This window comes from Clostridioides sp. ZZV14-6345, assembly GCF_020657775.1.
GTDB classification, from domain to species: Bacteria; Bacillota; Clostridia; order Peptostreptococcales; family Peptostreptococcaceae; genus Clostridioides; species Clostridioides difficile_D.
Window position 1 is genome coordinate 1 of sequence record NZ_JAGWCX010000004.1, and the last position, 26,201, is coordinate 26,201.

At 29.5% G+C, this 26,201-nt stretch carries 27 protein-coding genes, 2 pseudogenes and 1 riboswitch; of the genes and pseudogenes, 4 read left to right on the plus strand and 25 right to left on the minus strand.

From position 1 onward, the window contains the following. Positions 1-46 precede the first annotated feature (46 nt). From fabF to KGF39_RS01580, 11 genes are all read right to left on the minus strand, one after another. Positions 47-1,285 carry a beta-ketoacyl-ACP synthase II gene (gene fabF, locus KGF39_RS01530; protein WP_227820931.1) on the minus strand — a complete coding sequence of 413 codons (1,239 nt, stop codon included), beginning with the start codon at positions 1,283-1,285 and terminating at the stop codon, positions 47-49. A 29-nt stretch (positions 1,286-1,314) separates the two neighbouring features. Next, entirely contained in the window at positions 1,315-1,539 is a 225-nt protein-coding gene (gene acpP / locus KGF39_RS01535; RefSeq protein ID WP_003419132.1) for an acyl carrier protein, read from the minus strand. A 63-nt stretch (positions 1,540-1,602) separates the two neighbouring features. Further along, complete coding sequence (gene fabG / locus KGF39_RS01540; protein WP_227820932.1) at positions 1,603-2,352, minus strand: 3-oxoacyl-[acyl-carrier-protein] reductase; 750 nt, start codon at positions 2,350-2,352, stop codon at positions 1,603-1,605. Further along, a complete protein-coding gene (gene fabD / locus KGF39_RS01545; protein WP_227820933.1) occupies positions 2,352-3,302 on the minus strand; it encodes an ACP S-malonyltransferase in 951 nt (316 codons plus the stop codon). Before fabD ends, fabG begins: the two co-directional genes overlap by 1 nt. 15 nt (positions 3,303-3,317) lie before the next feature. Continuing rightward, on the minus strand, positions 3,318-4,247 hold the full coding sequence (fabK, locus tag KGF39_RS01550) for an enoyl-[acyl-carrier-protein] reductase FabK (protein ID WP_054273192.1): 930 nt from the start codon (positions 4,245-4,247) through the stop codon (positions 3,318-3,320). A gap of 108 nt (positions 4,248-4,355) precedes the next feature. Then, the gene (locus KGF39_RS01555; protein WP_107594180.1) at positions 4,356-5,342 is read right to left on the minus strand and encodes a beta-ketoacyl-ACP synthase III; all 987 of its coding nucleotides are present in this window, start codon (positions 5,340-5,342) and stop codon (positions 4,356-4,358) included. A gap of 25 nt (positions 5,343-5,367) precedes the next feature. Next, positions 5,368-6,390: a phosphate acyltransferase PlsX gene (gene plsX, locus KGF39_RS01560; protein WP_227451217.1), complete on the minus strand. Its 1,023-nt coding sequence runs from the start codon at positions 6,388-6,390 to the stop codon at positions 5,368-5,370. 10 nt (positions 6,391-6,400) lie between these two features. Beyond that, a complete protein-coding gene (gene fapR / locus KGF39_RS01565) occupies positions 6,401-6,958 on the minus strand; it encodes a transcription factor FapR (protein ID WP_003419115.1) in 558 nt (185 codons plus the stop codon). A gap of 204 nt (positions 6,959-7,162) precedes the next feature. Continuing rightward, positions 7,163-7,339 carry a 50S ribosomal protein L32 gene (gene rpmF / locus KGF39_RS01570; RefSeq protein WP_003419113.1) on the minus strand — a complete coding sequence of 59 codons (177 nt, stop codon included), beginning with the start codon at positions 7,337-7,339 and terminating at the stop codon, positions 7,163-7,165. Positions 7,340-7,362: 23 nt separating this feature from the next. Further along, a complete protein-coding gene (locus tag KGF39_RS01575) occupies positions 7,363-7,887 on the minus strand; it encodes a YceD family protein (protein WP_054273189.1) in 525 nt (174 codons plus the stop codon). Between the two features lie 92 nt (positions 7,888-7,979). Continuing rightward, on the minus strand, positions 7,980-9,176 hold the full coding sequence (locus KGF39_RS01580; RefSeq protein WP_054273188.1) for an acetate/propionate family kinase: 1,197 nt from the start codon (positions 9,174-9,176) through the stop codon (positions 7,980-7,982). A 455-nt stretch (positions 9,177-9,631) separates the two neighbouring features. Here KGF39_RS01580 and KGF39_RS01585 point away from each other — a divergent pair, with 455 nt between their 5' ends. Further along, entirely contained in the window at positions 9,632-10,912 is a 1,281-nt protein-coding gene (locus KGF39_RS01585; RefSeq protein ID WP_227820934.1) for a nucleotidyltransferase, read from the plus strand. Between the two features lie 173 nt (positions 10,913-11,085). Here the strand turns inward: KGF39_RS01585 and KGF39_RS01590 are convergent. Further along, positions 11,086-11,296: pseudogene (locus KGF39_RS01590) on the minus strand (FadR/GntR family transcriptional regulator); the annotation flags it as partial. 124 nt (positions 11,297-11,420) lie between these two features. Here KGF39_RS01590 and KGF39_RS01595 point away from each other — a divergent pair. Beyond that, entirely contained in the window at positions 11,421-12,680 is a 1,260-nt protein-coding gene (locus tag KGF39_RS01595; protein ID WP_227820935.1) for a sporulation integral membrane protein YlbJ, read from the plus strand. Positions 12,681-12,947: 267 nt separating this feature from the next. Then, positions 12,948-13,514 (plus strand): tyrosine-type recombinase/integrase, encoded by a 567-nt coding sequence (locus KGF39_RS01600; RefSeq protein ID WP_003419093.1) that lies wholly within the window; start codon positions 12,948-12,950, stop codon positions 13,512-13,514. 122 nt (positions 13,515-13,636) lie between these two features. On the opposite strand, the gene KGF39_RS01605 is transcribed toward KGF39_RS01600, so the two are convergent. The 9 genes from KGF39_RS01605 to KGF39_RS01645 all read right to left on the minus strand — a co-directional run bounded on the left by KGF39_RS01605 (position 13,637) and on the right by KGF39_RS01645 (position 21,961). Next, positions 13,637-14,839 carry a homoserine dehydrogenase gene (locus tag KGF39_RS01605; RefSeq protein WP_227820936.1) on the minus strand — a complete coding sequence of 401 codons (1,203 nt, stop codon included), beginning with the start codon at positions 14,837-14,839 and terminating at the stop codon, positions 13,637-13,639. A 102-nt stretch (positions 14,840-14,941) separates the two neighbouring features. Continuing rightward, positions 14,942-15,048: riboswitch (SAM riboswitch) on the minus strand. A gap of 91 nt (positions 15,049-15,139) precedes the next feature. Beyond that, positions 15,140-15,508, minus strand: a complete 369-nt coding sequence (locus tag KGF39_RS01610) for a YhbY family RNA-binding protein (protein WP_003419089.1) — start codon at positions 15,506-15,508, stop codon at positions 15,140-15,142. A 29-nt stretch (positions 15,509-15,537) separates the two neighbouring features. After that, entirely contained in the window at positions 15,538-16,815 is a 1,278-nt protein-coding gene (obgE, locus tag KGF39_RS01615; RefSeq protein WP_227820937.1) for a GTPase ObgE, read from the minus strand. A gap of 110 nt (positions 16,816-16,925) precedes the next feature. Further along, positions 16,926-17,216, minus strand: a complete 291-nt coding sequence (rpmA, locus tag KGF39_RS01620; protein WP_003419086.1) for a 50S ribosomal protein L27 — start codon at positions 17,214-17,216, stop codon at positions 16,926-16,928. A 13-nt stretch (positions 17,217-17,229) separates the two neighbouring features. Next, complete coding sequence (locus KGF39_RS01625; RefSeq protein WP_054273178.1) at positions 17,230-17,547, minus strand: ribosomal-processing cysteine protease Prp; 318 nt, start codon at positions 17,545-17,547, stop codon at positions 17,230-17,232. A 14-nt stretch (positions 17,548-17,561) separates the two neighbouring features. Continuing rightward, the gene (gene rplU / locus KGF39_RS01630; RefSeq protein ID WP_227820938.1) at positions 17,562-17,873 is read right to left on the minus strand and encodes a 50S ribosomal protein L21; all 312 of its coding nucleotides are present in this window, start codon (positions 17,871-17,873) and stop codon (positions 17,562-17,564) included. A gap of 101 nt (positions 17,874-17,974) precedes the next feature. Further along, positions 17,975-19,396, minus strand: coding sequence for an Rne/Rng family ribonuclease (locus tag KGF39_RS01635; RefSeq protein WP_227820939.1), 1,422 nt, complete (start codon positions 19,394-19,396; stop codon positions 17,975-17,977). A 17-nt stretch (positions 19,397-19,413) separates the two neighbouring features. Then, a complete protein-coding gene (locus KGF39_RS01640) occupies positions 19,414-20,115 on the minus strand; it encodes a TIGR03936 family radical SAM-associated protein (protein WP_227820940.1) in 702 nt (233 codons plus the stop codon). 1 nt (position 20,116) lies between these two features. Beyond that, positions 20,117-21,961 carry a TIGR03960 family B12-binding radical SAM protein gene (locus KGF39_RS01645; protein ID WP_227820941.1) on the minus strand — a complete coding sequence of 615 codons (1,845 nt, stop codon included), beginning with the start codon at positions 21,959-21,961 and terminating at the stop codon, positions 20,117-20,119. Positions 21,962-22,279: 318 nt separating this feature from the next. Here KGF39_RS01645 and KGF39_RS01650 point away from each other — a divergent pair, with 318 nt between their 5' ends. Next, complete coding sequence (locus KGF39_RS01650; RefSeq protein WP_227820942.1) at positions 22,280-23,473, plus strand: FprA family A-type flavoprotein; 1,194 nt, start codon at positions 22,280-22,282, stop codon at positions 23,471-23,473. 212 nt (positions 23,474-23,685) lie between these two features. Here the strand turns inward: KGF39_RS01650 and KGF39_RS01655 are convergent. From KGF39_RS01655 to minE, 4 genes and pseudogenes are all read right to left on the minus strand, one after another. Further along, positions 23,686-23,937 (minus strand): annotated as a pseudogene (locus KGF39_RS01655) (transglutaminase domain-containing protein); the annotation flags it as partial. 309 nt (positions 23,938-24,246) lie between these two features. Beyond that, entirely contained in the window at positions 24,247-24,660 is a 414-nt protein-coding gene (mgsA, locus tag KGF39_RS01660) for a methylglyoxal synthase (protein ID WP_227820943.1), read from the minus strand. Between the two features lie 40 nt (positions 24,661-24,700). Continuing rightward, positions 24,701-25,831: a rod shape-determining protein RodA gene (gene rodA / locus KGF39_RS01665; protein ID WP_227820944.1), complete on the minus strand. Its 1,131-nt coding sequence runs from the start codon at positions 25,829-25,831 to the stop codon at positions 24,701-24,703. A gap of 85 nt (positions 25,832-25,916) precedes the next feature. Continuing rightward, complete coding sequence (gene minE / locus KGF39_RS01670) at positions 25,917-26,201, minus strand: cell division topological specificity factor MinE (RefSeq protein ID WP_054273171.1); 285 nt, start codon at positions 26,199-26,201, stop codon at positions 25,917-25,919.

Below are 26,201 nucleotides of genomic sequence, written 5' to 3' on the forward strand. Positions count from 1 at the left end.
TAAAGTTAAAATAAGTACTTATTTTAACTTTATACTTAATATTTAATTATACATATTTTTTTAGTACTATTGTAGCATTATGTCCACCAAATCCTAAAGAATTTGATAGTGCATATCTAATATTTTTTTCTTTACCTTGATTTGGAACATAATCTAAGTCCAAATCTTCTCCAACTTCTTGTATGTTTATAGTTGGAGGTACAAAATTATCTTCTATACTCATAGCACAAACAACAGCTTCTATAGCACCTGATGCTCCTAGTAAGTGACCAGTCATAGATTTAGTTGATGATACACATAAATCATATGCCTTTTCTCCAAATACAGTCTTTATAGCCATAGTTTCATACAAATCATTGTAATAAGTTGAAGTACCATGAGCATTTATATAATCTACTTCTTCTAATGGAACATTTCCATCTTCCAAAGCCATATTCATAGATCTGGCTGCTCCCTCTCCATTTTCAGCCGGAGTTGTCATATGATATGCATCAGCAGTTAAACCATATCCAACTACTTCTGCATATATTTTAGCACCTCTCGCTAAAGCATGTTCCAAATCTTCTAATATAACGATACCTGCTCCTTCTCCCATTACAAAACCATCTCTGTCTTTATCAAATGGTCGTGATGCAGTTTTAGGATCATCATTTCTAGTTGACATAGCCTTCATATTACAGAATCCGGCAAAAGCAAGACCTGTTACAGCAGCTTCAGAACCCCCAGCTACCATAATATCTGCATCACCTCTTTGTATAACCTTAAAAGCATCACCTATTGAATGAGTCCCTGATGCACAAGCTGTACACACATTAGTATTAGGTCCTTTTGCGCCTAAAAATATTGAAACTTGACCAGCTGCCATATTTCCTATCATCATAGGTACAAAAAGTGAGCTTACTCTTTTATTTCCTTTTTCCAAAAGAATTTTATGCTGAGTTTCTATTGCTTCAACTCCACCTATTCCAGAACCTATTATAACACCAACACGCTCTCTATCAACTTTATCTAAATCAAGATTTGCATCTTTAACTGCTAATTTTGCAGATACTATTGCAAATTGAGCAAATTTATCTAATCTCTTCAATTCTTTTTTGCTTATATATTCTTCTGGATGAAAATTCTTAACTTCTCCTGCTATCTGAGTTTGATACGTACTAGCATCGAAATTAGTTATTTTATCTATACCAGATACTCCAGATTTTATATTGCTCCAGAACTCCTCTTTTCCCGTTCCCAACGGTGTAACACATCCAAGTCCTGTTATTACTACTCTTTTCTTCATCGGATACCTCCACTTTTTTTAAAGCTCGACTATTTATTAGCTTCTATATACTTAACTATATCTCCTATAGATTTGAAGTTTTCTGCTTCTGTATCTGGTATTTCTATACCAAATTCATCTTCAAGTGCCATTATTATTTCTACTGCATCTAATGAATCTGCTTCTAAATCCTTCATTAGTGATGTTTCCATAGTTATTTCTTTATCTTCTACTCCTAATTGCTCTATTATTATTTCTACAACTTTATTAAACATTGTGTACCTCCTAAGATTTTTTATTTTAATAGATTTCTCTACTTTTTAAATTATTATTTTTTATTATTGCATTACCATTCCACCATCTACATTTATTACTTGTCCTGTTATATAACTTGACATATCACTAACTAAAAATGCTACGGCATTGGCTACATCTTCTGGTTTACCATAAGACTTCTTTGGTATGTTTGCTAGTGTTGATTCTTTTACATCATCACTTAGTACTTTAGTCATATCTGTTTCTATAAATCCAGGTGCTACTGCATTTATATTTATATTTCTTGATGCCAATTCTCTTGCAGAAGCTTTTGTAAATCCAATTACACCTGCTTTTGATGCACAATAATTAGCTTGTCCTGCATTACCCATAATTCCAACTACTGAAGTCATATTTATTATTCTTCCATACTTCTTTTTCATCATAGGTTTAGTAACTGCTTTTGTACAATTAAATACACCTTTTAAGTTTATATCTATAACTCTATCAAAATCTTCTTCTTTCATTCTCATAAGCAAACCATCTTTAGTTATACCTGCATTATTAATCAATATATCAATTTTTCCAAATTCTTTTACAACAGAATCTATCATTTGATTCACTTCATCAGATTTAGACACATCACATTTTATAGAAGTACACTTTACACCCATGTCTTCTATTTCATTTTTAGTTTTTAGTGCTTCATCTTCTTTAGAAGTATAATTGATTACTACATCAGCTCCAAAAGATGCTAGTTTTTTTGCTATTTCTTTTCCTATACCCCTAGAGCCACCAGTAACAACTGCTACTTGTCCTGTAAGATTTATCATTATATCTCTCCATTTCTATAAATTTGTACAAATTCATTAAGAGAATCTATACCATCTATATTATAAATATTGACACTTACTTTTTTATTAGAAGCTATCTTCTTGATAAATGCTTTTAAAGTTTTTCCAGATCCCATTTCTATAAAAGTATCATATCCATCATTTAAAAGTCTTTCTATAGAGTCTTCCCAAAGAACAGATGAACTTACTTGTTTTATAAGTAGGTCTTTACCTTCATTTTTATAGTAATCTGCATTTACATTTGCCACTACATCAACTTTAGGTTTAGTTATGTTAACTTTTTCTAACTCACCAGCTAATTTTACTCCTGCTTCTTTTAACATTGACGAGTGAAAAGGTCCACTTACATTTAATTTAACTGCTCTTTTTGCTCCTGCTTCTTTGCATTTTACCATTGCTTCTTCTATCTTTTCATTTTCACCAGATATAACTATTTGTCCAGGAGAATTGTAATTTGCTACTTCTACAATACCTCCTTGTATATCTTTAACTACATCTTCAAGTACACGTCTATCTAGACCTAATATTGCTGCCATGGCTCCAACACCTGTTGGAACTGTTTCTTGCATAAACTTACCTCTTTTTTTAACTAAACATACAGCATCTTTAAAGTCAATTGCATCTGCTGCAACCAATGCACTATACTCTCCTAAAGATAAACCCAAACATGCACTATATTTTAAATCTATTTGAGCTTGTACTGCTTTTAATACTGCTACACTATGTGTAACCATAGCAGGTTGAGTATTTTCAGTTTTAGAAAGTTCTTCACCATTTCCGTTAAACATAAGATTTTTTAAGTCCATTTTTAAGGCTTCATTAGCCTCATCTATTACACTTTTAGCAACATCATTATTTTCATATAAATCCTTGGCCATACCTACATATTGAGCTCCTTGACCAGGAAATACTAGTGCAACTTTTCCCATCTTGCTCCTCCTGATTTACAGTTCTATTGTTGGCATAATCTCTTTTGCTTGATTTACCATAGTTTCTATAATTTCTTTACAAGGTGTTATTTCTCTTACCATAGCAGCACTTTGACCTGCCATAAATGAACCTCTTTCTATGTCTCCATCTACTGTTGCAAATCTTAAAGCTCCTGTACCTTTTTTATCCAATTCTTCAGGAGTAGCTCCATTTTGTTCCATCTTTAAAAATTCTTTCGATAATTTATTTTTTAATGTTCTTACTGGATGACCAGTACTTCTTCCTGTTACAATTGCATCTCTATCTTTTGCTTTTAGTACTAAATTTTTATAGTTTGAATGTACAGAACATTCTTCACTACAAATAAATCTAGTTCCTACTTGAACTGCACTAGCACCTAATGCAAATGAAGCAACAATTCCCCTACCATCTACAATTCCTCCAGCAGCTATTACAGGTATGCTTACAGCATCAGCAACTTGTGGAACTAAAACCATAGTAGTAAGTTCTCCTATATGTCCTCCACCTTCAGTTCCTTCTGCTATTACTGCTGTAGCTCCTAGCTTTTCCATTCTTTGTGCCAAAGCTATTGTAGGTACTACAGGAATAACCTTTGTCCCAGCTTCTTTTAATCTATCCATATATTTTGCAGGATTTCCAGCACCAGTAGTAATAACTTGAACTTTTTCTTCTATAATTAAGTCAATTATATCATCAACAAATGGTGACATAAGCATTACATTTACCCCAAAAGGTTTATCTGTTAACTTTTTGCACTCAACAATTTCTTTCTTTATAGCTTCTTTTGGTGCGTTTCCTGCTGCTATTATTCCAAGCCCTCCTGCATTAGATACAGCACTTGCTAATGATGCAGTAGCTACCCATGCCATTCCCCCTTGGATAACTGGGTATTTTATATTTAATATTTTGCAAATTTTATTCATACAATTCTCCTTCACTTGAAATCATAAAAGTAAACTTTTTATTGTTAATCAACCTTATTTTCTATATAAAGTTAATGTTATTAATTAAAGCATCTTAGATATTTTATACTATAAAGTCCACTTGACAACTGAAGCCCCCCAAGTTAGACCTCCACCAAAGCCAACTAAAACTACATTATCGCCTTTTTTAATTTTTCCTTCTCTATAAGCTTCATCTAACGCTACTGGTATAGATGCAGCAGACATATTTCCATACTTATTTATGTTTACATAGACTTTTTTCATATCAAGTTCTAACCTCTTAGAAGAAGCTTGTATGATTCTTATGTTAGCTTGGTGTGGTACTAAATAGTCTATATCAGTTGTATTTAAATTTGCTTTTTCAAGAGCTATTAAAGAAGCTTCTGCCATCTTTCTAACTGCAAATTTAAACACATCACTACCTGCCATTTCTATTGTATGTAGATTGGCTTCTACAGTCTCTTTACTTGCTTTAAGTCTTGAACCTCCTGCAGGTACTTTTAAACAATCTTTTCCTTTACCATCAGAACCCATATGTGCAGATAGTATTCCACCTTCACTTACTGGTCCAATAACAGCAGCTCCAGCACCATCTCCAAATAATACTGCTGTTGTTCTATCATCATAATTTAAAAACTTAGAACAAGTTTCTGCTCCTATTACAAGTACGTTTTTATAACAACCAGTTTCCACAAATTGCTTTGCAATAGTTACTCCATATACAAATCCAGAACAAGCTGCTGATATATCAAATGCAGTAGCATTTACTGCTCCAATTAAATCTTGTACTATACATGCAGTTGAAGGCAAAGACATATCAGGAGTAATTGTTGCTAATATAATCAACTCTATATCCTCTACATTTAACTTTGCACATTCTATAGCTTTTAAAGCAGCTTTAGATGCTAGGTCAGAAGTTGCTTCAGACTCTTTGGCAAATCTTCTTTCCTTAATACCAGTTCTAGTACTTATCCACTCATCTGATGTATCCATTATCTTTTCGAAGTGAAAATTATCATATGATTGCTCAGGTAGATAACTTCCTACTCCCAATATTCCAGCCTTTGTATTCATTATATATTAAACCTCCAAAACGAGTTTACTCATCTTCGTTATTTTTATTTTCTTCATTATATTTGCTTATAAATTGATTAATATCTTCAACAACTTTTCCTTTTGAAAATTTTATTCCTTGGTTTATAGCATTTTTTATAGCTTTAGCATCAGAACTACCATGAGCTTTTATAACTCCTCCATTTAAACCTAAAAGTGGAGCTCCTCCATACTCAGAATAATCTATAAAGCTCTTTAATTTTCTTAAATCATCCTTTATAAGTAATGCTCCTATTTTACTTTTTGTACTTGCCATAAAAGTTTCCTTTATAAGACTCATAACTGAAAGAGCTACACCTTCAGCAGATTTAAGTAATATATTACCTGTAAATCCATCACATATGATTATATCTGTGTATGCATTTATAACTTCTCTAGCTTCTACATTCCCTATAAAATTTAAATCTAATTTTTTAATTTCTTCATATGACTTTTTAACTAAATCATTGCCTTTGCCTTCTTCTAGTCCAACATTTGCTAATGCTACCTTAGGATTTTCAAGACCTAAAACTTTTCTTGAATAAATATTACTCATAGCTGCAAATTCTACTAGATTTTTAGGTTTACAATCTGCATTTGCGCCACAGTCTGCTATAAGTGTCATTCCTCGCTTTACATTCGGTATTGCTGAGCATAAGCAAGGTCTATCGATTCCTTTTATTCTACCAACAACAAATAATCCACCAGCAAGCAAGGCTCCTGTATTTCCAGCTGATATTATAGCATCTGCCTTTCCTTCTTTTACAAGATTTAATGCTACTACCATAGATGAATCTTTTTTACTTCTTATAGCCTTTACTGGTTTATCTTCATTTTCTATAATCTCAGTAGTATGAACTATCTCTAGTTTATTTCTATCAAATTCATAATTTGAAAATTCCTTTTCTAATAAATCTTTATCTCCTGTGATTATTAAATCAACTTGATATTCTTTTATAGCATTTACTGCGCCTTCTACATTAGATTTAGGTGCATTATCTCCACCCATTCCATCGATTACTATTTTCATAATTTCCCTCCTAATCTAATTCTTCAAAGATAAATTTCCCTCTAAATATTTGCTCTTGAGCTTTATTATTGATAACAACTTTTACATAGTGTTTTTTATCTATATTTCTATACACTTCTGCTTTTGCTATAAGCCTATCTTGTTGTTCTATCAATTTAAAACTTTTTACATTTGCAACTCTCATAATAACTTTAGGTGCATCTATTATAGCCATTGCCAATGAATCTGCTAGAGAAAATATATACGTATCTTTTAAAGTATTAGTCTTAGAGTAAATCATGTCTTGTGTAACTTCTAACATAGATATACCTAATCGCCCTACAGATAAATCAATGATTTCTCCTGTAATTTCCTTTACTCCTAAAGTCTTTACTTTTGAACTCTGAGTTTCTGCTATTGATTTTACTCTTTCTCTTAGCTCTGGTATGTTTAGACTCATTCTATCTAATCTTATAGTCTGTATACTTACATCAAACAGACTTGATAATTCTTCATCAGTATAAAAAGGATCCGTCTTTAGCATATCTATAAGCTCTTTTTGTCTTTGGGCTTTACTTTTCTTTTTCATGTTCCCTCCAAATTTTATAGCTGTAATTAGTACCAGCTACTAATAGTAGTATATAGTAACACACAAAAATTTTCAATACTTATATTATTATTTTTCTATTTTTTAATATGCATAAAATCCACTTATTTCTCTAGTAAATCATCTTTTTTTTTATATGTACAAAAAAAACATGTAGAGTATACTCTACATGTTTTTTAGAAGCTATTACTTAGACACAACTTCTTTACCTTTATAATATCCACAGTCTGGACACACTCTATGTGGTAATTTTGGCTCATGACATTGTGGGCAACTTACAAATCCTGTTGCTTCCATCTTTGAGTTAGCTGCTCTTCTCATTTTTGTGTTTGATTTAGACGTTTTACGCTTTGGTACTGCCATTTACGCCACCTCCTTAGTCAAATTTAATTAAATAAATCTTTTAATTTAGCAAAACGAGGATCTATGTATTCCTCATCGTTTGTAATTTCACTGCAAGAACACTCTTCTTCATTTAAGTTTGCCCCGCATACTTGACAAAGACCTTTACAGTTTTCACTACAAAGAACTTTATGAGGTACATTAAAATCTAATGTCTGTTCTATTATATCAATAAGGTCGATTTCTTCACCATCGAATATAAAAGGATCAAATTCCTCAAATTCATCTTCATCATAATCTTCTTCTTTTACTAAAAAACCTTGTATAGAATACTCTAGTGGTATTTCTACTTGTTTAAGACATCTTGAACAATTGTCAACAATTGTAAAATTGACATCTACATCTAGATATAAACCTTTATTAGTCTTTGACACTTTCCCTTTTAAATTTACAGGTGATACTAATTTGTAAATCTCATCACAATAACTAATAGTATCAATTTTTTCACAAAAATTCAAGTCTATTTTGTCAGTTTCTTTTCTATTTATTTTTTCTATGCTAACTTTCATTAAGTTCACCTCAACATATCACCAAATTTATTATACAAATCTAGCATTTGTTTGTCAAGTATTTTTACTTGATAGGCATCAGTTTACTTAAATTATTTTACTAATCTTAATGTATCTCTAGCTATCATTAATTCTTCATTAGTTGGTATTAAAAGCATTTTTACTTTAGAATCAGCAGTAGATATTACTGTTTCTTTTCCTCTAACATCATTAGCTTCTTTATCTAATTTCATTCCTAAAAACTCCATATTAGAAGCGATGTCTGCTCTTATAGCCTTTCCATTTTCACCAACACCTGCAGTAAATACTACGACATCCAATCCATTCATCTCAGCAGCATAAGCACCTATATATTTTTGCACTTTTTTAACATAAGCTTCTAGTGTTGCTTGAGCTCTTTCATCTCCATTTTTAGCTGCATCTTCTATATCTCTGAAGTCACTAGAAATTCCAGTCATTCCATATACTCCAGATTCTTTGTTCATTAATTTATCTAATCCATCAGCATCTAAACCTTCTTTTCTCATTAAGAAAGGTAATATAGCTGGGTCTATATCTCCACATCTAGTTCCCATTATTAATCCTTCTAATGGAGTGAATCCCATAGATGTATCTACACATTTTCCACCATCAACAGCAGCTATAGAAGCACCATTTCCTAGGTGACAAGTTACTATTTTTAAATCTTTTATATCTTTTCCTAATATCTCTGCTGCTCTTTGAGATACATAGTTATGAGAAGTTCCGTGGAATCCATATCTTCTTACCCCATACTTAGTATATAACTCATGAGGTAAACCATATAAGTATGAAGATTTAGGCATTGTTTGATGGAAAGCAGTATCAAATACTCCTACCATTGGTACATCTGGAAGTATAGCTTTACAAGCATCTATTCCCATTATGTTTGCTGGATTATGAAGTGGAGCTAAATCTATACATTCTTTTAAAGCTTCTTCTACTTCTGGAGTTATTACTACTGAAGTTGCAAATTTTTCTCCAGCATGCACAACTCTATGTCCTACTGCATCTATTTCTTTCATTTCTTTAACTGCACCAAATTCTGGATGAGCAACAGCTTCTAAAACTAATGCTATTGCATCTTTGTGGTCCTTCATTGGTTGTTCAACAATGTATTTATCATCTCTACCTGCTTTTTCATGTTTTAGTATAGAACCTTCTATTCCTATTCTCTCAACTAATCCTATACATAAAACTTCTTCATTACTCATATCTATTAATTGATATTTTAATGAAGAACTCCCACAGTTTAATACTAATATTTTCATTATTATTTCCTCCTTAGATTTTTTTATAAATAATATGTAATAAGTTTTGATTTGTAATAAATGTCTAAATAAACCTCTATCTTTTATTATTTTGTATAGATATATTATTGTATACATTAAACGATTTTCATAAATAATATATCACCTTTTAATATAAAAGTATATACTTTTTTTTTATATTATATCATATTTCTATTATGGTAAATTGTGTATTTTACTAATAATATCTTAACAAATTAACTTAATGTAGATTATTCTTTCCAATTTGCTATAATAATATAATATAAAGGTCTAATAAAGTTATTTTAATAACATTTAACTAATTTTTTACTATGTAGTATTTCTACATTTTTATAATTTTTTTTACGTTTTTTAGTTTTGTAATTAAATTTTAAAATTTATATATATTGTAATAAATTATGATATATATTAACAAAAGATAAAAGGAGTATTTTATGAATATACTTGGATTAATAGTTGAATACAACCCATTTCATAATGGACACATATATCATTTATCTAAATCTATAGAAAAAACAAGTGCAACACATACTGTGGCAATAATGAGTGGAAACTTTCTACAAAGAGGTGAACCAGCTTTATTTGATAAATATACTAGAGCAAAAATTGCTGTCGAAAATGGTGTAGACTTAGTTATAGAATTACCAACTTTATTTGCTTGCCAAAGTGCTGAAATTTTTTCTCATGGAGCTATAACAATTTTAAATTCACTAAACTGTATAAATTCTATATGTTTTGGTAGTGAAGAAGGAGATACAGAAATTCTTTATAATATCGCTGAAATTTTAGCAAATGAACCAGATGAATTTAAGTTATTTTTAAAAAAGTATTTAGATGACGGTCTGTTATTTCCAACAGCTAGAGCTAATGCACTTTTTGATTATATACATGAAAACAAAAAAAATAACTTTATAAAGAATTCTTCAAAGGAACAATTATCAAAAACATTAAATTCATCAAACAATATACTTGGAATAGAATATATAAAAAATCTCATCCATTTGAATAGCAATATAAAACCATTTACTATATCCAGAGTTCAATCAGAATATAATTCTGAAGAAATTGGTAGTAATATTTGCTCTGCTACTGCTATAAGGGCTTCACTTAAAGAAAATATAAACATTTGTCACTTAAAAAATGTTATTCCACAAAAAACTTATAATATCCTAAATAAAAAAATAGATAATGGTTTTTTACCTATGTTTGATGACTTCTTCTTTGATATTTTAAAAACAATCATACTTAGAGATATAGACACTTTAAAAGATTATTTTGAAGTAAATGAAGGCATAGAAAATAGAATCTATAAAGATATTTTTACATCTAAATCTATACATGAGCTACAGCTATCAATTAAATCTAAGCGATATACTTTAACCAAAATTAAACGAACTTTAAATAATATATTGTTAGGTATTAAAAAAAGTGATATGCAACTTGTAAAAAATATAGATACTATCCCTTATATAAGAATACTTGCTTTTAATGATAAAGGCAGAGAAATCCTAAAAGAGATAAAAAACAAATCTGAAATAGAAATAATAAACAAATTTTCAAATATATCATTTTCATTAGATAATATAATTTTTAAAACACTCATAAATTATGATATAAAATCTACAAATATATATAACTCAGTATATTATAAAAATAATAAAGACTTAATAAAAGGTCCTATGGATTTTTACACTCGTCCAATTTATGTAAAATAGATTTTTAAAATAATCTTATCTAACTTATAAAAATTATTTCATCAATATTTCATCAAAAAAATAAAACTTACTTTATCTATATACACATACCTTTAGGATGGTAACATTAACTTAAATATTATGTTGATTTACAAATTTAAGTAAATATTGCTATCCTAAAGTTTTTATAGCTTTCCTTCACCTTGTCTACTTTCTATCACTTCCGTAGTTTCTAGTACTCTAATAGCTTCTCTGATGGAAGTTCTACTTACATTCATTTGCTCAGATAATTCTCTTTCTGATAGTAATTTATCACCCTTTTTTAACTCTCCATTTAGTATTTTATATTGTATTTGCTCAATTACTTGTTCATAAACTTTTTTACTAGCTATAACTATTAAACATTTTTTCCTCCAATATGATAATCGTTGTTGTAATATATATCTATTATATATCTTAAGCCATTACATTCATATATTTTTATTACTTTTAATATAATATCTTATAACTCAAATTTATAGGTGATATTATGAAAAAAAATAAAATTATTGCTTTTTTTGCTCCAGCTATCATAGTTGGAGTTCTAGTTTTAGGCATTATCCTGCACCCAAATGAAGCTATAAAATCTGCAAGAGAGGGTTTCTCTATATGGTCTAATGTTTTAGTTCCATCACTACTACCATTTATAATTGGGGCAAACTTAATTGTTGATTTAAAAATAGTGGATATTATAGGGTTTATTATCAATCCCTTGACTAGACTTGTGTTTAATGTTTCAGGAAAGAGTGCTTTAGCTTTTGCTATATCTACAGTATCTGGTTATCCAGTAGGAGTAAGTTTGGCTTCTGAATTTAGAAGTAATAAGCAAATTTCTAAGCATGAGGCACAAAGACTTGTGTCGTTTTGTTCTACATCAGGACCTTTATTCATAATAGGTTCAGTTGGCACAGGTATGTTCCAAAATTCAAACTTAGGTTACTTAATGATTCTATGCCATTATCTAGGGACTATATTAGTTGGTCTTTTCTTTAGAAATTATGGTAATGAAAGTCTTCCAAAGACAAAATTAGATTTAAAAACAAACATAAAAAACATAATTAATATTAGGAATTCAAGTGGGAATGGTTTTTTTGTTCTATTTGGAAATGCTGTATTTAATGGAGTAAATACATTACTTACAGTTGGTGGATTTGTAATTGTTTTTTCAGTAGTATTTAAAATACTATCTCTTTTTAATGTAATCTCATTAATAGCATCAATTATATATTTACCTCTTTCATTTTTAGGTGTTAGTAAAGAACTCTGTCAAGCATTCGTAAGTGGTCTATTTGAAATCACTATAGGTTGCAATAAGGTATCTAGTATAACAAGTGCTCCAGAAATCCTAAGAGCGTCTTTAGCTAGCTTTTTGATAGGATTTAGTGGATTATCCATACTGGCTCAATGCTGTACATTTTTATCAAAAACAGACATAGACTTAAAATTATACATACTAAGCAAGTTTGCTCATGGAATTTTAGCTGCTCTCTTTATATTTATACTTTATCCAATTGCAAATTCTACGGTGTTAGTTTCTAGCTTTGCTGATACATATAATGTTATATATAATAACTTAATCTGGTTTTATTATCTCAGCTATTATGACACAATTCTTCAAATTGTAGTAATAATTTATCTAATTTCAGCTTTATTTATTGCTAAAAAGCATATGAAAAATTTATCTACAAGCGGGAAACTAATAAGATATAAAAATACTTTTTCTATTAAGAAATTCTTACGAAAAAAATAAAACTAACAATAATTGACTAAATACTTCCATTTTTTTATTATATTTGTCATAATTTTAATAACCTTTTTAATTAGTTTTACAACAAAGTTATTTCATCACAATTTTATAATTTTATTAGAAACATTTTTCAAAAAATTCTCCTTAATCACATATATCACACTTATATAAGTTTACTGGAATATTTTTCCATTATATAATATTTCATTTATATTATATAATAAATACCGACCTAAACTTACCAAATCAAACTAAGAGGAGTGGTTGAAAATGGCAACAAGACCTATAGAAATAGACGAATATAAAAAGATAATGGAACTATTACATACGGGCTTTACTTATAGTGAAAATGGCGTTGAAAAAAGATTTAGAAAAAATCCTAAAGTTGCATTGGCACTAATGTTAGAAGCTAATTTAGGTCTAAGAATATCAGATATTTTAAGATTAAAGATAGGTAATTTTAAAGGTAATATGTTGGAAATAAATGAAAAAAAGACAGGTAAATTGCAGTATAGACCAGTTAATAAAAATATAATTGAATCCATAAATGAACATGCAAGAAAGTATAATCTTAAATCAAATGACTACTTAGTAAACATAAAAACAAAAGCTATTCAAAAGCAGTTGAGGATAATTTGTAAACACTTAAATTTGTATAATATAAGCACACATAGCTTTAGAAAGCTCTATGCTACCACTCAATTTGAAAAGAGTAACAACAACTTAGAATTGGTTAAGGAACTCTTAAATCACAGTTCTGTGGCCACTACACAGCGATATATAAGGGTAACTCAGCAAGCTATCAATGAAGCCAGTGAAAATTTCTTTATTGGGTAATTATAACGTATATATTTTTCTATTATCTTATTAATTCACCAGATACTAAAAAAGTGAAGTAAAACAAAATAACTATTTTGATTTACTTCACCTTCAATTTTTATAATTCCTATATTAATACTTTAATCTATCTTCAATAACTTTTTAACTGATTTACTGTAATTATTTCTTTTTACATCTGCCAAAAATCTATCAATTTCATGCTCTGACTTTGCATTTACAAAAATCGCTAGTTCTTCGTTATCTATGATATCATAGCTATTTATGTATTTATCTAAACATTTTAAAATCCCATCTTTATTATATTCACTAAATCTAACTACAGCACTACATTCATCTTCTATAAGACCACTTAAATCCAGTTTCCCTTTTGAAAAAGACTTTATATTGGAACTTCTATTATCTATTATATCTATAATATCAGCATAAACAGCACTACCTGTTGCACCCCTTCCAGCTCCCTTACCTACAAAAGAAAGTTCACCTACTGAGTCGCCCACTAAAATAACTACGTTGAACTCATTATCTATCTTTGAAAGCATATTATTATTATCCACTAATGCTGGTCTAATAAATCCACTTACTTCTCCTGATTCATACTTACTTCTAGCAACCAATTTTATCTTACAATTTAATTTTTTTGCATATTCTATATCTTTTTCATCTATTAAAGTTATTCCTTCTAATAACAAATCTTTCCAATATACTATTTTCCCATAAGATAAAGTAGACAGTATAGATAATTTTCTAGCACTATCGTATCCTAAAACATCTGCATCTGGATTAGCTTCTGCAAACCCTAACTCTTGTGCTTGTTTTAAAGCCACATCATATGGTAAATTTTCATCATACATCTTTGATAATATAAAATTACAAGTTCCATTCAAAATAGCATTTATGCTCTTTATGTTATTGCCTTCCAGTGATTCTATCAATGGTTTTAAAACTGGTATACCACCTGCCACAGATGCTTCAAATTTGATGCTAACGTCATTTAAATTAGCCAATTCTATAAGGTCGCTACCTTTTTCAGCCAGTAAATCTTTATTAGCTGTCACTACATGTATTTTTTTATTTAACGCTCTTGTTACATAATCAAAAGCTGGATTTAATCCTCCAATTACTTCAACTAGTATATCAATATCCTTATTAAATATATCTTCTATATCAGTTGTTATCTTATCAAAATACTTCTTAGACTTATATTTTTCTTTATTTTTAACTAAAATTCCAGCAATTTCTATATCTCTTTTTGAAGTATTATTTTCTATTAAATCAATTAATCCACTTCCTACTGTTCCATACCCTAATATTGCTATCTTCACTGTTACATACCCCCATCATTTTGATTATATTAAATTATTTATATGTATAAATATACTAATTAAAAAAGCTTGAGTATAAACTCAAGCCATATGACGGGTTTATACTCATCTTTCAGCATAACTGCTGCAGGATTTAGCACCAATGTATAGTAAAATATACTGGTTGCCGGGCTTCATAGGGCCAGTCCCTCTGCCTCTCTTGATAAGATTGCTAATTTAAATTTATGTTTAATAGTATAATACAATTTCTACCAATTGTCACTATTTTTTTAACTTATTTCCCTAAAAGAACATAGACTATTATCTAACTGCTCTTTTAGTTGGTTTACCTTTTTTTGTAACATTATTATTTTTAGTCTTGGCTTTTGCCTGTTCATGTCCTGGGAAAAGTATCTTAGGTTCCTCAATATTTCTCTTATAAATAGTAAATTTAAAACCAATAGCTTGCACAAATTCTGCTCTTAAAGCTTCACATACTGCATTAGCAGTTTCTTTAGCATCAAGACCAGCATTTTCTAATATAGTAACTTTTACTAATTCTCTAGTTCTTAACATACCATCTAATTGCTCTAAGAAACTTTCTGTGACACCTTCTTTACCGATTTGTGTAGTAGGCTTTAAAGTATTTGCCAAAGATCTTAAATACGCTCTTTGTTTTCCTTTTAACATATTCTCACCTCTATAATTCTATACTAAACTTAATTGTAAAATTCAAATTCTAATTCGTAAATTCTAACTACATCTCCATCTTCTATTCCCATTTTTCTAAGCCTATCAAAAACACCTTGACTTTCCATAGCTTTTTGGAAATATTGAAGTGATTCCATATCATCAAAATTTACAGAATACATTATTCTTCTAAGTGCTTTACCTGTAACTACATACACACCATCTTCAATATCTATACTTAATTCTTCTTCAGTACCAATATCAAGTTCTGGTCTATACATTTCTTCTTCTGAAACTAATTCTACATCTTCTACTTCTTTTAGCATTTTAGAAACATAGGCTATTACATCGTCAATGCCTTCACGAGTTGCTGCTGACATTTTAAATACTGTATATCCTCTGCCTTCTAATTCACTCTTAAACTTCTCAAACTTACTTTCATCTTCTAATATATCAAACTTGTTTGCAACTACAACTTGTGGTCTTTTTGAAAGTTTTTCATTGTACAATTTAAGCTCATCATTTATCTTGTCAAAATCTTCAATAGGGTCTCTTCCCTCTAATCCAGATATATCTACAATATGTATCAATACCTTTGTTCTCTCAACATGTCTTAAAAACTCATGACCTAATCCTACACCTTCAGAAGCACCTTCTATAATTCCAGGTATATCTGCAAGTACAAAGCTATCTCCAAATTTAGTTTGAACAACACCTAAATTTGGTGTCAATGTTGTAAAATGGTAGTTTGCAATTTTTGGTTTAGCTTTAGTTACAACTGATAGAAATGTTGATTTACCTACATTTGGAAATCCTAAAAGACCTACATCTGCTATCATTTTAAGTTCAAGAGTTATCCATCTTTCTTCTCCATCTGTACCAGATTTTGCAAAAGCTGGAGCTTGCCTTACTGCATTTGCAAAGTGTTGATTCCCTTTACCACCTATACCACCTTTTGCAACTATAGCTGTATCTCCTTCTTTCTTTAAATCTGCTAGTACAAGACCTGTAGCCTCATCTCTTATTACTGTACCTGATGGTACTTTTAATACTAAAGTTTCTCCATTTTTACCAGCTCTTTTACCTTTACTTCCGTCGCCACCATTTTGAGCTTGATATTTTTTCTGATACTTAAAGTCCATTAGAGTTCTAAGACCCAAATCAACTTCAAATATGATGCTTGCTCCACGACCACCATCTCCACCATCTGGTCCACCTGCTGGAACATATTTTTCTCTTCTAAATGCTACCGAACCATTTCCACCATTTCCAGCCTTAACAAATATTCTTGCTTTATCTATAAACAAATTCTTCACCTACTTAATTAAAAACTTTTAATTAGCATTACCAAAAATACTATTATAAATTCATCAGTATTATAAGAAAAAGGAGTGCCTCAACACTCCTTTTATGTATATTACTCAGCTATTGCTACTGGATATATACTAACTTTTTTTCTCTTCTTGTCTTTTCTTTCGAATTTAACAGTACCATCAACTAATGCAAATAAAGTATCATCGCTACCTTTTCCAACATTAGTTCCTGGATGTATTTTAGTTCCTCTTTGTCTAACTATTATACTTCCAGCAGTTACTAATTGACCATCGAATCTCTTAACACCTAATCTTTTAGATATAGAATCTCTACCATTTTTAGAAGAACCTACCCCTTTTTTAGATGCTAATAATTGTAAATTCATGTTTAACATATGGAGTCACCCCCTACTTTTTTAAAATTTTTATATTTTTTGGGTATTCCCGTTTAATTTCTCCAACCGCTAATTGAAAGTGATTTAGTAATAATTGTGCGTCTTTTATATGTGTATCTTTAACTATACATTCTATATGACCTTCTTCTCCTACTACTTTTTCAAATTCAATCTTTTGTAATTTGTCTAAAGAATTTATAACTGCAATAGCATTAGAAGTAACTGCAGCACATACTATATCATAGCCTATTTCAGCAAAATCAGCATGTCCCTTTAAACAAAAACCTTGTAATAAGAAATCATCATTATAATAATATTTAACCTTTATCATAACTTAACCAATAACTAAGCATTTATTTTTTCTATAACTATCTTAGTGTATGATTGACGATGTCCTTGTTTTCTTCTGTAATCTTTTTTTGCTTTATACTTGAAAACTATAACTTTCTTAGCTTTACCTTGTTCAACAACTTTAGCTTGAACAGATGCTCCTTCTACCACTGGAGAACCTAATTTTAATTCTCCATCTTTAGAGCAAGCTAATACTTCGTTTAAAGTAACAACATCACCTGCGTTAGCTTCTAATTTTTCAACGAATAATACATCACCTTCAGAAACTTTATATTGCTTTCCACCAGTCTTTACTATAGCGTACATTAAATACACCTCCTCGGTCTCAAACTCGCCAGTACAAGGTACTTCATTAGGAAGATTTAAACCTTTACTGTGCGGCATTACAATTATTAATTATAAAATATTTACATTTTATTGTCAACTACTTTATCTAAAATAACGTTGGTTTTATTGTGTTTTAATGTACTATTTGCGTTTAAAGAAATCTTTATATTATATTTTTCACCAATTTTATCAATTATATCCATATAAAATTCTTTTATCTGTTCAAAAATAAAATCATTAAACTCTACTATTATATTTTTATATATTGTATGTTCACTTATTCTCATAATTTCTTTTTCAATGCTATCTACCATATGATGTACAGATTTTATTGTTTGTTCACCATCACAACATGGACAAGCCATTAAATAATACTTATCAATAGACTCTTTTTCTCTACGCCTAGCAACTTCTACTAAACCAAGTTTTGTCATACCTAATACTTCAGCTTTTCTTTTATCTTTATTAAATTCTTCTTCTAGGATGTGTAAAACCTCATTTTGATGCTTCTTTTTATGCATGTCGATAAAATCAATTATTATTATTCCAGCTATATCTCTAATTCTAAGCTGTCTTACAATTTCTTTTGCAGCTTCAAGATTCGTTTTATAAACTGTTTCATCAAGTTTTCCAGACCCAACAAACTTGCCTGTATTTACATCTATAACTGTAAGAGCTTCTGTCTTTTCAATTATTAAGTACCCTCCACTCTTCAACCATACTTTTTTATTTAATAATTTTTCTATTTGAGATTCTATTCTATATAAATCAAATACATCTCTATTTTCTTCAATAACTAGTTTATCAACATAAGTCTTATCGATGCACTTTAAAATAGACTTAAGTTCAGAGTACTTATCATAACTATTGGTAACTATAGAATCAATATCATCATTCACATTATCTTTTACATATTTGGTTGCAAAATCTAAAGACTTATATAATAATTTTGGTCCTATACCAAGTTTATACTCTTTTAATATATTTTCATACTTTAATTTCAACTCTTCTATATCTTTCTTTATTTCATCATGAGTACAACCCTGAGCCTCAGTTCTTATTATTAATCCTAAATTTTCTTTATTTACTGCCTTAGTAATTTTTTTTAGTCTAAATCGTTCTTTTTCATCAGTAATTTTATTTGATATTGTAGTTCTATCATTGGAAGGTATATAGACTATATACCTTCCAGAAATACTAATCTCAGTGTTTAATTTTGCACCTTTAGTTCCTATTTCTTCCTTATTTATCTGAACCAAAATATCCTGACCAGATTTTATAGAACTTCCCTTTTTTAATTGTAAATAAGCAAGTTTCTTAAATCCAATATCCACAAAACAAGCTTCTATTCCTGGTATAACTTTTTTTACAATTCCACGATATATATTGGATACAGTCTTTTTATTTAAATTATCTTCAACAAAAAGTTCTACCAACTTTCCATCTTTAAGTACTGCTGTTTTCTGAGACCCTATTAAGGACTCAATAACTATCTTTTTCACAACTTCACCTCTCGAGCTTACATAGGAGTCACTAATTCCCCATCTTCTAATACATACAAATCTCTTCTCAATATATCAACATCTAATGGGTCAATATCAAGTTCAAACATCTCTAATATCTTTGGAATAAGTATATTAGTATTTAAATTAGTTTTTGAGCCTGTAGCTATAGTAGCAGTAAGAGTAATATGTTCATCTTCTAAATTTAAAACATCAAAAGTTCTTATCATAGGTCTTATATCAACTTCGACCATCTTCCCTTTTTTATTCTTTTTTGTTATGATTATTTCTTTATTGTTCATAAAATCTATTACTTTTCTTTTTACAAACTCTTTAGTCAGAGGTCTTTTCAAATCTATATTAAACAGATACTCTCCATAATCTATCACAGAAGAAAGAGAAGGTATTTGTCTATCAATTTCTTTTACTTTGATAAATTCTATCCCCTCTGGAAGTTGAACTGATACTTTACTTAAAAACTCCTCTACTGATAAATCGTCTTCTTCTATCTCAATATCTACATACTCACCTTGACTCTCTGTCCCTAAAGCCAAAGCATTGCCATAACTCATCTTAGGATGAGGATTAAATCCTTGAGAATGTGATAAGTTTATTTCAGCTCTTCTAAATGCTCTTTGCAATAATCTCTGAAGGTCAAGATGTGATATATATATCATATCGCCTTCTTTTTTAAATTTTACTCTTATTATCTTACTCATATTAGCAAAGCCCCCTTCCTATATCATGTATATTTATTCCACATCCATTACAATTATGTCTACAATCAGAAGTGATTTTTTCTTTTTTAGCATTTTCATCTTCTCTAATCAAGAATTTTTTACTAATACCTACATCTATATGGTCCCAAGGAAATACCTCTTCATAGTTTCTATTTCTATGTGCATAAAAATCTATAGAAAGATTATTCTTTTGCATAGCTTCTTTCCATATATCTAAATTAAAATGTTCTGCCCATCCATCAAATTTTGCACCTAGTCTAAAGGCATCGTATATTACCTTTCCTATTCTTCTATCTCCTCTAGCTACTACAGCTTCCATTAAGCTAGTTTTTGAATCATGGTAATTGTATTTTATATTGTTGTTTCTCAATTTATTTACTAAATGTTTTTGTTTCTCAACCACTTCTTCTGTAGTGTCTTGACCATGCCATTGGAAAGGTGTAAATGGCTTTGGTACAAATGTAGAGGTACTTACTGTAACACCAAAACTTCTCTTTAATTTTCCTCCATTTACTTTTCTATAAATATCAATAACTTTATAGGCTAACTTAGCTATTCCATCTAAATCATCATAAGTTTCAGTTGGTAAACCAATCATAAAATACAACTTAACACTATTCCACCCCATCTCAAAAGCTCTTTCTGTTGCTTTTTCCAAATCTTCTTCTGTAACACCTTTATTTATAACATCTCTAAGTCTTTGAGTTCCTGCTTCTGGAGCAAAAGTAAGCCCAGATTTTCTTACTTGTTGTATTTTATCAGCAATTTCCATTGAAAAATTATCTAATCTAAGGGATGGAAGCGAAATTCCAATATTATTAGATGCATATTCATCTACCAGATAATCAGTCAACTCTGATAACTTACTATAATCACTCGTACTAAGTGATGATAATGATATTTCATCATATCCAGTATTCTTAACTAATTTATCTAATATTTCTTTAAGTCTTTTAACACTCTTTTCTCTTATTGGTCTGTATATCATACCTGCTTGACAGAATCTACATCCTCTAGTACATCCTCTAAATAATTCTAGTACTATTCTATCATGAACCGTATCTATATAAGGTACTATTAGTTTTTCTGGATAATCTACAGTTTCAACATCTTTTATTATCCTTTTAGTAGGATTTTTAGTAATCCCTTCTCTATTAGGAATTACACTTTGAACTGTACCATCTTCATTGTACTTGACATCATAAAAACTTGGTATGTATACTCCTTCTATACTAGATATTTTATATAAAAAATCTTCTCTAGTCGTTTTATTTTTCTTCCATTCTTTATACTCATTTACTACTTCTAAATTAACCTCTTCACCTTCACCTAATATTACTACATCTACAAAATCTGCTAATGGTTCGGAATTATAAGCACAAGGACCACCAACCATTATAAATGGATCTTCCAAGGTTCTTTCTTCTTTTAATATTGGTATATTGGCTAAATCTAATATATTTAAGATATTAGTATATGAAAGTTCATATTGAAGTGTAAAAGTGACAAAATCAAAGTTTGTTATAGGCTCTCTTGACTCTAATGCAAATAATGGTATACTTTTTTCTCTCATTATATTTTCCATGTCAACTGCAGGAGAATACACTCTCTCACAAAATACATCTTCATCCTTATTTATTACATCATATAATATATGACTTCCTAAGTGACTCATACCAACTTCATATAAATCTGGAAAGCAATGTGCATATCTTATCAATTCACTATTACTAGTATCTTTATGAATTGAATTTATTTCATTTCCAAGATATCTAGCAGGCTTTTCTACTTTTTTTAAGATTTTTTTCAAGTCTACTTTATTCATTTATTAAAATTCCTCCAAACAAGCTCTTTATTTTTATTCTTATTTATAATTAATATTATACACGATAAAATATTTTCTATCAAAAATATAACTAAAATATTGAATTTAAAATCTATATTATTCACAAAATAGAGTGTCTAAAAATATTTAAGAATATTTTCCATTAAATTTTTATTGAAATACAAATTTTTTACAAAGTATGATATATTATAAACATAAAACTATTGTTTTACATGACTTATCATGACATCTTTTGTTTCATTCACCTCAAAATGGGGTATGTTACTTATATAATGATAAATTTTAGGAGGGTTAAAAATGAGTAAAGTTTTTGAAGTAAAAAAAGATATCTACTTTACTGGCGTAGTAGATGAAGGTTTAAAAGTATTCGACATAATAATGGAAACTGAGTTTGGGACAACTTACAACTCTTATTTAATCAAGGACGAAAAAACGGTTTTATTTGACACAGTAAAGGCAAATTTTAAAGATGAGTTCTTAAGTAATCTATCAGAAGTTACTGATATAGCTAAAATTGACTATGTTGTAATTCATCACACAGAACCAGACCATGCAGGTAGTTTAAAATATTTATTAGATATAAATCCTAATATAGAAGTTTATTGTACTAAAGCTGCTAAACTATACTTAGATGGTCAAATAAATAGACCTTTTAACTGTCATGTAATAAAAGATGGTGAAGTTTTAAATATTGGTAAAAGAAACCTTAAATTTATAACTGCTCCATTCTTACATTGGGTTGATACAATGTTTACTTACATTGAAGAGGAGAAGACTCTTTTAACTTGTGATGCATTTGGTTGTCACTTTGCAAGTGTTGATGCAGATGTAGTGAATAGTGAAGATTATCTAAAATCAGCTAAACACTACTATGATTGTATAGTTAAGCCATTTGCTAAGCATGTTTTAAGTGCTGTAGATAAGGTGGTAGAACTAAACATAGAATTTGATACTATATTGACTTCTCATGGTCCAATGCTTACTAAAGACCCAATGGCTGCTGTTAAAAGATATGTTGAGTGGTCTACAGAAGCTGTTAATACGACTAATCAGAACCAAGTTTCTATATTCTACTTATCAGCTTATAGCAATACTTTAGAGATGGCTAAAAAGATAAAAGAAGGACTTGATAAAGAAGGTGCAAAAGCTGAATTATATGATTTAGAAGATATGACATTAACAGAAATGCACGATACATTAGTAGTATCAAAAGTAATACTATTAGGTTCTCCAACTATAAACAAAACTATGGTTAAACCTATGTGGGATTTATTCTCTGTTATAGACCCAATGGCTAACCAAGGCAAGATAGCAGGAGTATTTGGTTCATTTGGTTGGAGTGGTGAAGGTATAACTATGGCTGAAACTTTACTTAAATCTATGTCATTCAAAATGCCTGTAGAATCTCTTAAGAAAAAATTCTTCCCTAGTGAAGAGACATTAAAAGAGTGTATGGCATTTGGTGCAGAATTTGCAAAATTAGTTAAATAGCCATTAATCACACATAATATTATTTAAAATAAATGATTTTATATTTAAAAATAAATTAAAATGGAGTTGTCTTAAAATTGACTTTTTCTAATCTAATTTTAACTTCAACTCCTTTTTTATTTTCCAAAATAACTGATATAATGCTAAATGCACCCCCACCAAGAGGGTGCATTGTTTATAGTCTTTTCTATTTGTATACTCGTATACTTGTATTAATTCACGTATCTAGCATATGCTACTAGCCCTATTCCAGAATTAGATGTTGTTTCACCAATTTCTACTTTAATAATTATATTATTTTTTTTACAATATTTTGATAATTCTGCTGCAGAAAGGTTCTTACCAGTAAAATCTAAAGAAAATGGCTTATCATATTCAAAAGGATAACTAACAGGTTCACCATCTGGAGCTAATGCAACCATACCATATGGTGTATTCATAAACCCTATTACAGAAATTGTATACATTCTCACCTAACAATATTATACAGATTATAATTTGTATATTCAATACATTTTTGGGAAAGTATAGTTATATTAGGAAGCACGATTATATCTATAATAATATAAAGAAACAGATAATCTGTTATACTTGTATTGGACTATATGTATATATATCAAATGAGAAAAATCAGTGATATAGTACTTTTTTTCTAAATAATTATCAGCTAGATTATTAATTTCTAGAAATATCATTTCTATTTTTATATAGAAAGGAGATGATTCAAATTTTTATTTGATACATCTCCTAATTTTTGTATACTATTTACTTTTTTAAACTCGTTGATTTTTACTTTTTCTAACTTCTCTCCATGATAGTTCTCCCCTATCAAGAGCTTTTATAAATATTTCTGCTGAAGCTAGATTTGTAGCTATTGGAACATGATAAACATCACAAAGTCTTATCAATGCTTGTATATCTGTTTCATGAGCCTGAGACGTCAATGGGTCTCTTAAAAAAATAACTAAATCTATCTCTTGTGTTACTATTAAAGAACCTATTTGTTGGTCTCCACCTAAAGGACCAGATGCCAATCTATTTATACTTAATTCAGTTTCATTCATTATTCTTTTTCCTGTAGTTCCAGTTGCATATAGTCCATACTTTTTTAAAATTGATTCATAACCTATACAAAATCCGACCATAGTATTTTTCATTTGGTCATGCGCTACTAATGCTATATTCATATACCTAATCTCCTCAATTTATGTTTAAATGTATTTAAATTTAGAAATTTATTTTCTTTCTTCTCATACATACATTTAGTACTAATCCTAAGTTTGCTAAAGATGTCAGTAACGAACTACCTCCATAACTTACAAAGGGTAATGTTACTCCAGTTACTGGTATTAACGCAACGGTCATACCTATGTTTTGGATTATCTGGTAACCAAACATTCCCATAACGCCAACCACGATGAGGGTTCCATAAAAATCTTTTGCATCTCTTGCAATTACTAAAAGCCTTAATAGGAATATCATAAATAGAATTATCATTACTGCCATTCCTATTACACCAAGTTCTTCACCTACAACAGCAAATATAAAGTCACTATCTTGCACAGGTAAAAAGTCTTCTTGATTTTGACTTCCATTATATAATCCCTTACCTGTCATACCTCCAGAACCAATTGCAATCAGAGATTGCATAACTTGATAGTTTCCTTTTAGCGTTACATCTTCTGGATTTAAAAAGGCTTCTATTCTTATCTTCTGATGGTCTGCCATCATTAAATACATCAGTGGCATTGATAGCAACAGTATGATTATTCCTCTTTTTATCAACTTTGAGCTAAGACCTGCTGTAAACAGCATTGCAAATATCATAGAACAAAATACAATCCCTGTTCCCAAGTCTGGCTGTGCAATTAATAATCCGATAAATGGAAGCGAATAAACTACAACAGGCATAACTTCCTTTAATGTATTTAATTTATCCTTTTTGGATTCAAGTATCTTTGCATAACTTAGTACAAATGTTAGTTTAACTATTTCAGATGTCTGCAAATCAAGTGGTCCTAAGTTAATCCACGACCTAGCCCCACCGTTTACTGTCCCAATTCCAGGTAATAAAACGATGGCTAACAAAATAAGACTTATTATATAAAGAGCTTTGTAATACCTTCCCAAAAGATTATAATCAAAAAATAGTATGACTATAATCATTCCTATACCAAGTACAAAAGCTAGCCCTTGTTTAATCAATTGATTATATGAACCTGTTGAATTAGCATGTGTTGCACTACTAAGTATAACAAGCCCAAAAATAAAGATAGCTAATACTGTAACTATAAGTTTCCAGTCTAACTGTTTTATCAACTTAATTGTCGACTTATAATTAATATTGATTTTTTTCAAAGAATCACCGTCTTTCTATCTTTAAACATATAATTAAATAAAAGGGGCATATACCAATAAGGATATCCCCCCTTTTAAGCACTAATTACATACATCTATCTTTAATATTCTTTAATGGTATATTAGCAACTAATGCAGATACAGGTTTGTCATCATGCTCACCTCTGCATTTAGACATTTTTATTTCAAGCCCATCTTCTTCTATTTCTGCGTAATTAGCTATTACTTTTAAAATGTCTGTTTTTATCATCTCTAAAAGTTGTGGTGAACAATCTACTCTATCATGAACTAAAACTAGTTTTAACCTTTCTTTAGCAACAGATTTACTAGTTTTAGCTTCGTTAGAAAAAACTCTAAATAAATCTAACAC

Bases quoted from the DNA above. Each gene is read 5' to 3' on its own strand.
- fabF (WP_227820931.1), bottom strand. From the start codon at position 1,285: ATGAAGAAAAGAGTAGTAATAACAGGACTTGGATGTGTTACACCGTTG.
- acpP (WP_003419132.1), bottom strand. From the start codon at position 1,539: ATGTTTAATAAAGTTGTAGAAATAATAATAGAGCAATTAGGAGTAGAA.
- fabG (WP_227820932.1), bottom strand. From the start codon at position 2,352: ATGATAAATCTTACAGGACAAGTAGCAGTTGTTACTGGTGGCTCTAGG.
- fabD (WP_227820933.1), bottom strand. From the start codon at position 3,302: ATGGGAAAAGTTGCACTAGTATTTCCTGGTCAAGGAGCTCAATATGTA.
- fabK (WP_054273192.1), bottom strand. From the start codon at position 4,247: ATGAATAAAATTTGCAAAATATTAAATATAAAATACCCAGTTATCCAA.
- KGF39_RS01555 (WP_107594180.1), bottom strand. From the start codon at position 5,342: ATGAATACAAAGGCTGGAATATTGGGAGTAGGAAGTTATCTACCTGAG.
- plsX (WP_227451217.1), bottom strand. From the start codon at position 6,390: ATGAAAATAGTAATCGATGGAATGGGTGGAGATAATGCACCTAAATCT.
- fapR (WP_003419115.1), bottom strand. From the start codon at position 6,958: ATGAAAAAGAAAAGTAAAGCCCAAAGACAAAAAGAGCTTATAGATATG.
- rpmF (WP_003419113.1), bottom strand. From the start codon at position 7,339: ATGGCAGTACCAAAGCGTAAAACGTCTAAATCAAACACAAAAATGAGA.
- KGF39_RS01575 (WP_054273189.1), bottom strand. From the start codon at position 7,887: ATGAAAGTTAGCATAGAAAAAATAAATAGAAAAGAAACTGACAAAATA.
- KGF39_RS01580 (WP_054273188.1), bottom strand. From the start codon at position 9,176: ATGAAAATATTAGTATTAAACTGTGGGAGTTCTTCATTAAAATATCAA.
- KGF39_RS01585 (WP_227820934.1), top strand. From the start codon at position 9,632: ATGAATATACTTGGATTAATAGTTGAATACAACCCATTTCATAATGGA.
- KGF39_RS01595 (WP_227820935.1), top strand. From the start codon at position 11,421: ATGAAAAAAAATAAAATTATTGCTTTTTTTGCTCCAGCTATCATAGTT.
- KGF39_RS01600 (WP_003419093.1), top strand. From the start codon at position 12,948: ATGGCAACAAGACCTATAGAAATAGACGAATATAAAAAGATAATGGAA.
- KGF39_RS01610 (WP_003419089.1), bottom strand. From the start codon at position 15,508: ATGTTAAAAGGAAAACAAAGAGCGTATTTAAGATCTTTGGCAAATACT.
- rpmA (WP_003419086.1), bottom strand. From the start codon at position 17,216: ATGTTAAACATGAATTTACAATTATTAGCATCTAAAAAAGGGGTAGGT.
- KGF39_RS01625 (WP_054273178.1), bottom strand. From the start codon at position 17,547: ATGATAAAGGTTAAATATTATTATAATGATGATTTCTTATTACAAGGT.
- rplU (WP_227820938.1), bottom strand. From the start codon at position 17,873: ATGTACGCTATAGTAAAGACTGGTGGAAAGCAATATAAAGTTTCTGAA.
- KGF39_RS01640 (WP_227820940.1), bottom strand. From the start codon at position 20,115: ATGAGTAAGATAATAAGAGTAAAATTTAAAAAAGAAGGCGATATGATA.
- KGF39_RS01645 (WP_227820941.1), bottom strand. From the start codon at position 21,961: ATGAATAAAGTAGACTTGAAAAAAATCTTAAAAAAAGTAGAAAAGCCT.
- KGF39_RS01650 (WP_227820942.1), top strand. From the start codon at position 22,280: ATGAGTAAAGTTTTTGAAGTAAAAAAAGATATCTACTTTACTGGCGTA.
- mgsA (WP_227820943.1), bottom strand. From the start codon at position 24,660: ATGAATATAGCATTAGTAGCGCATGACCAAATGAAAAATACTATGGTC.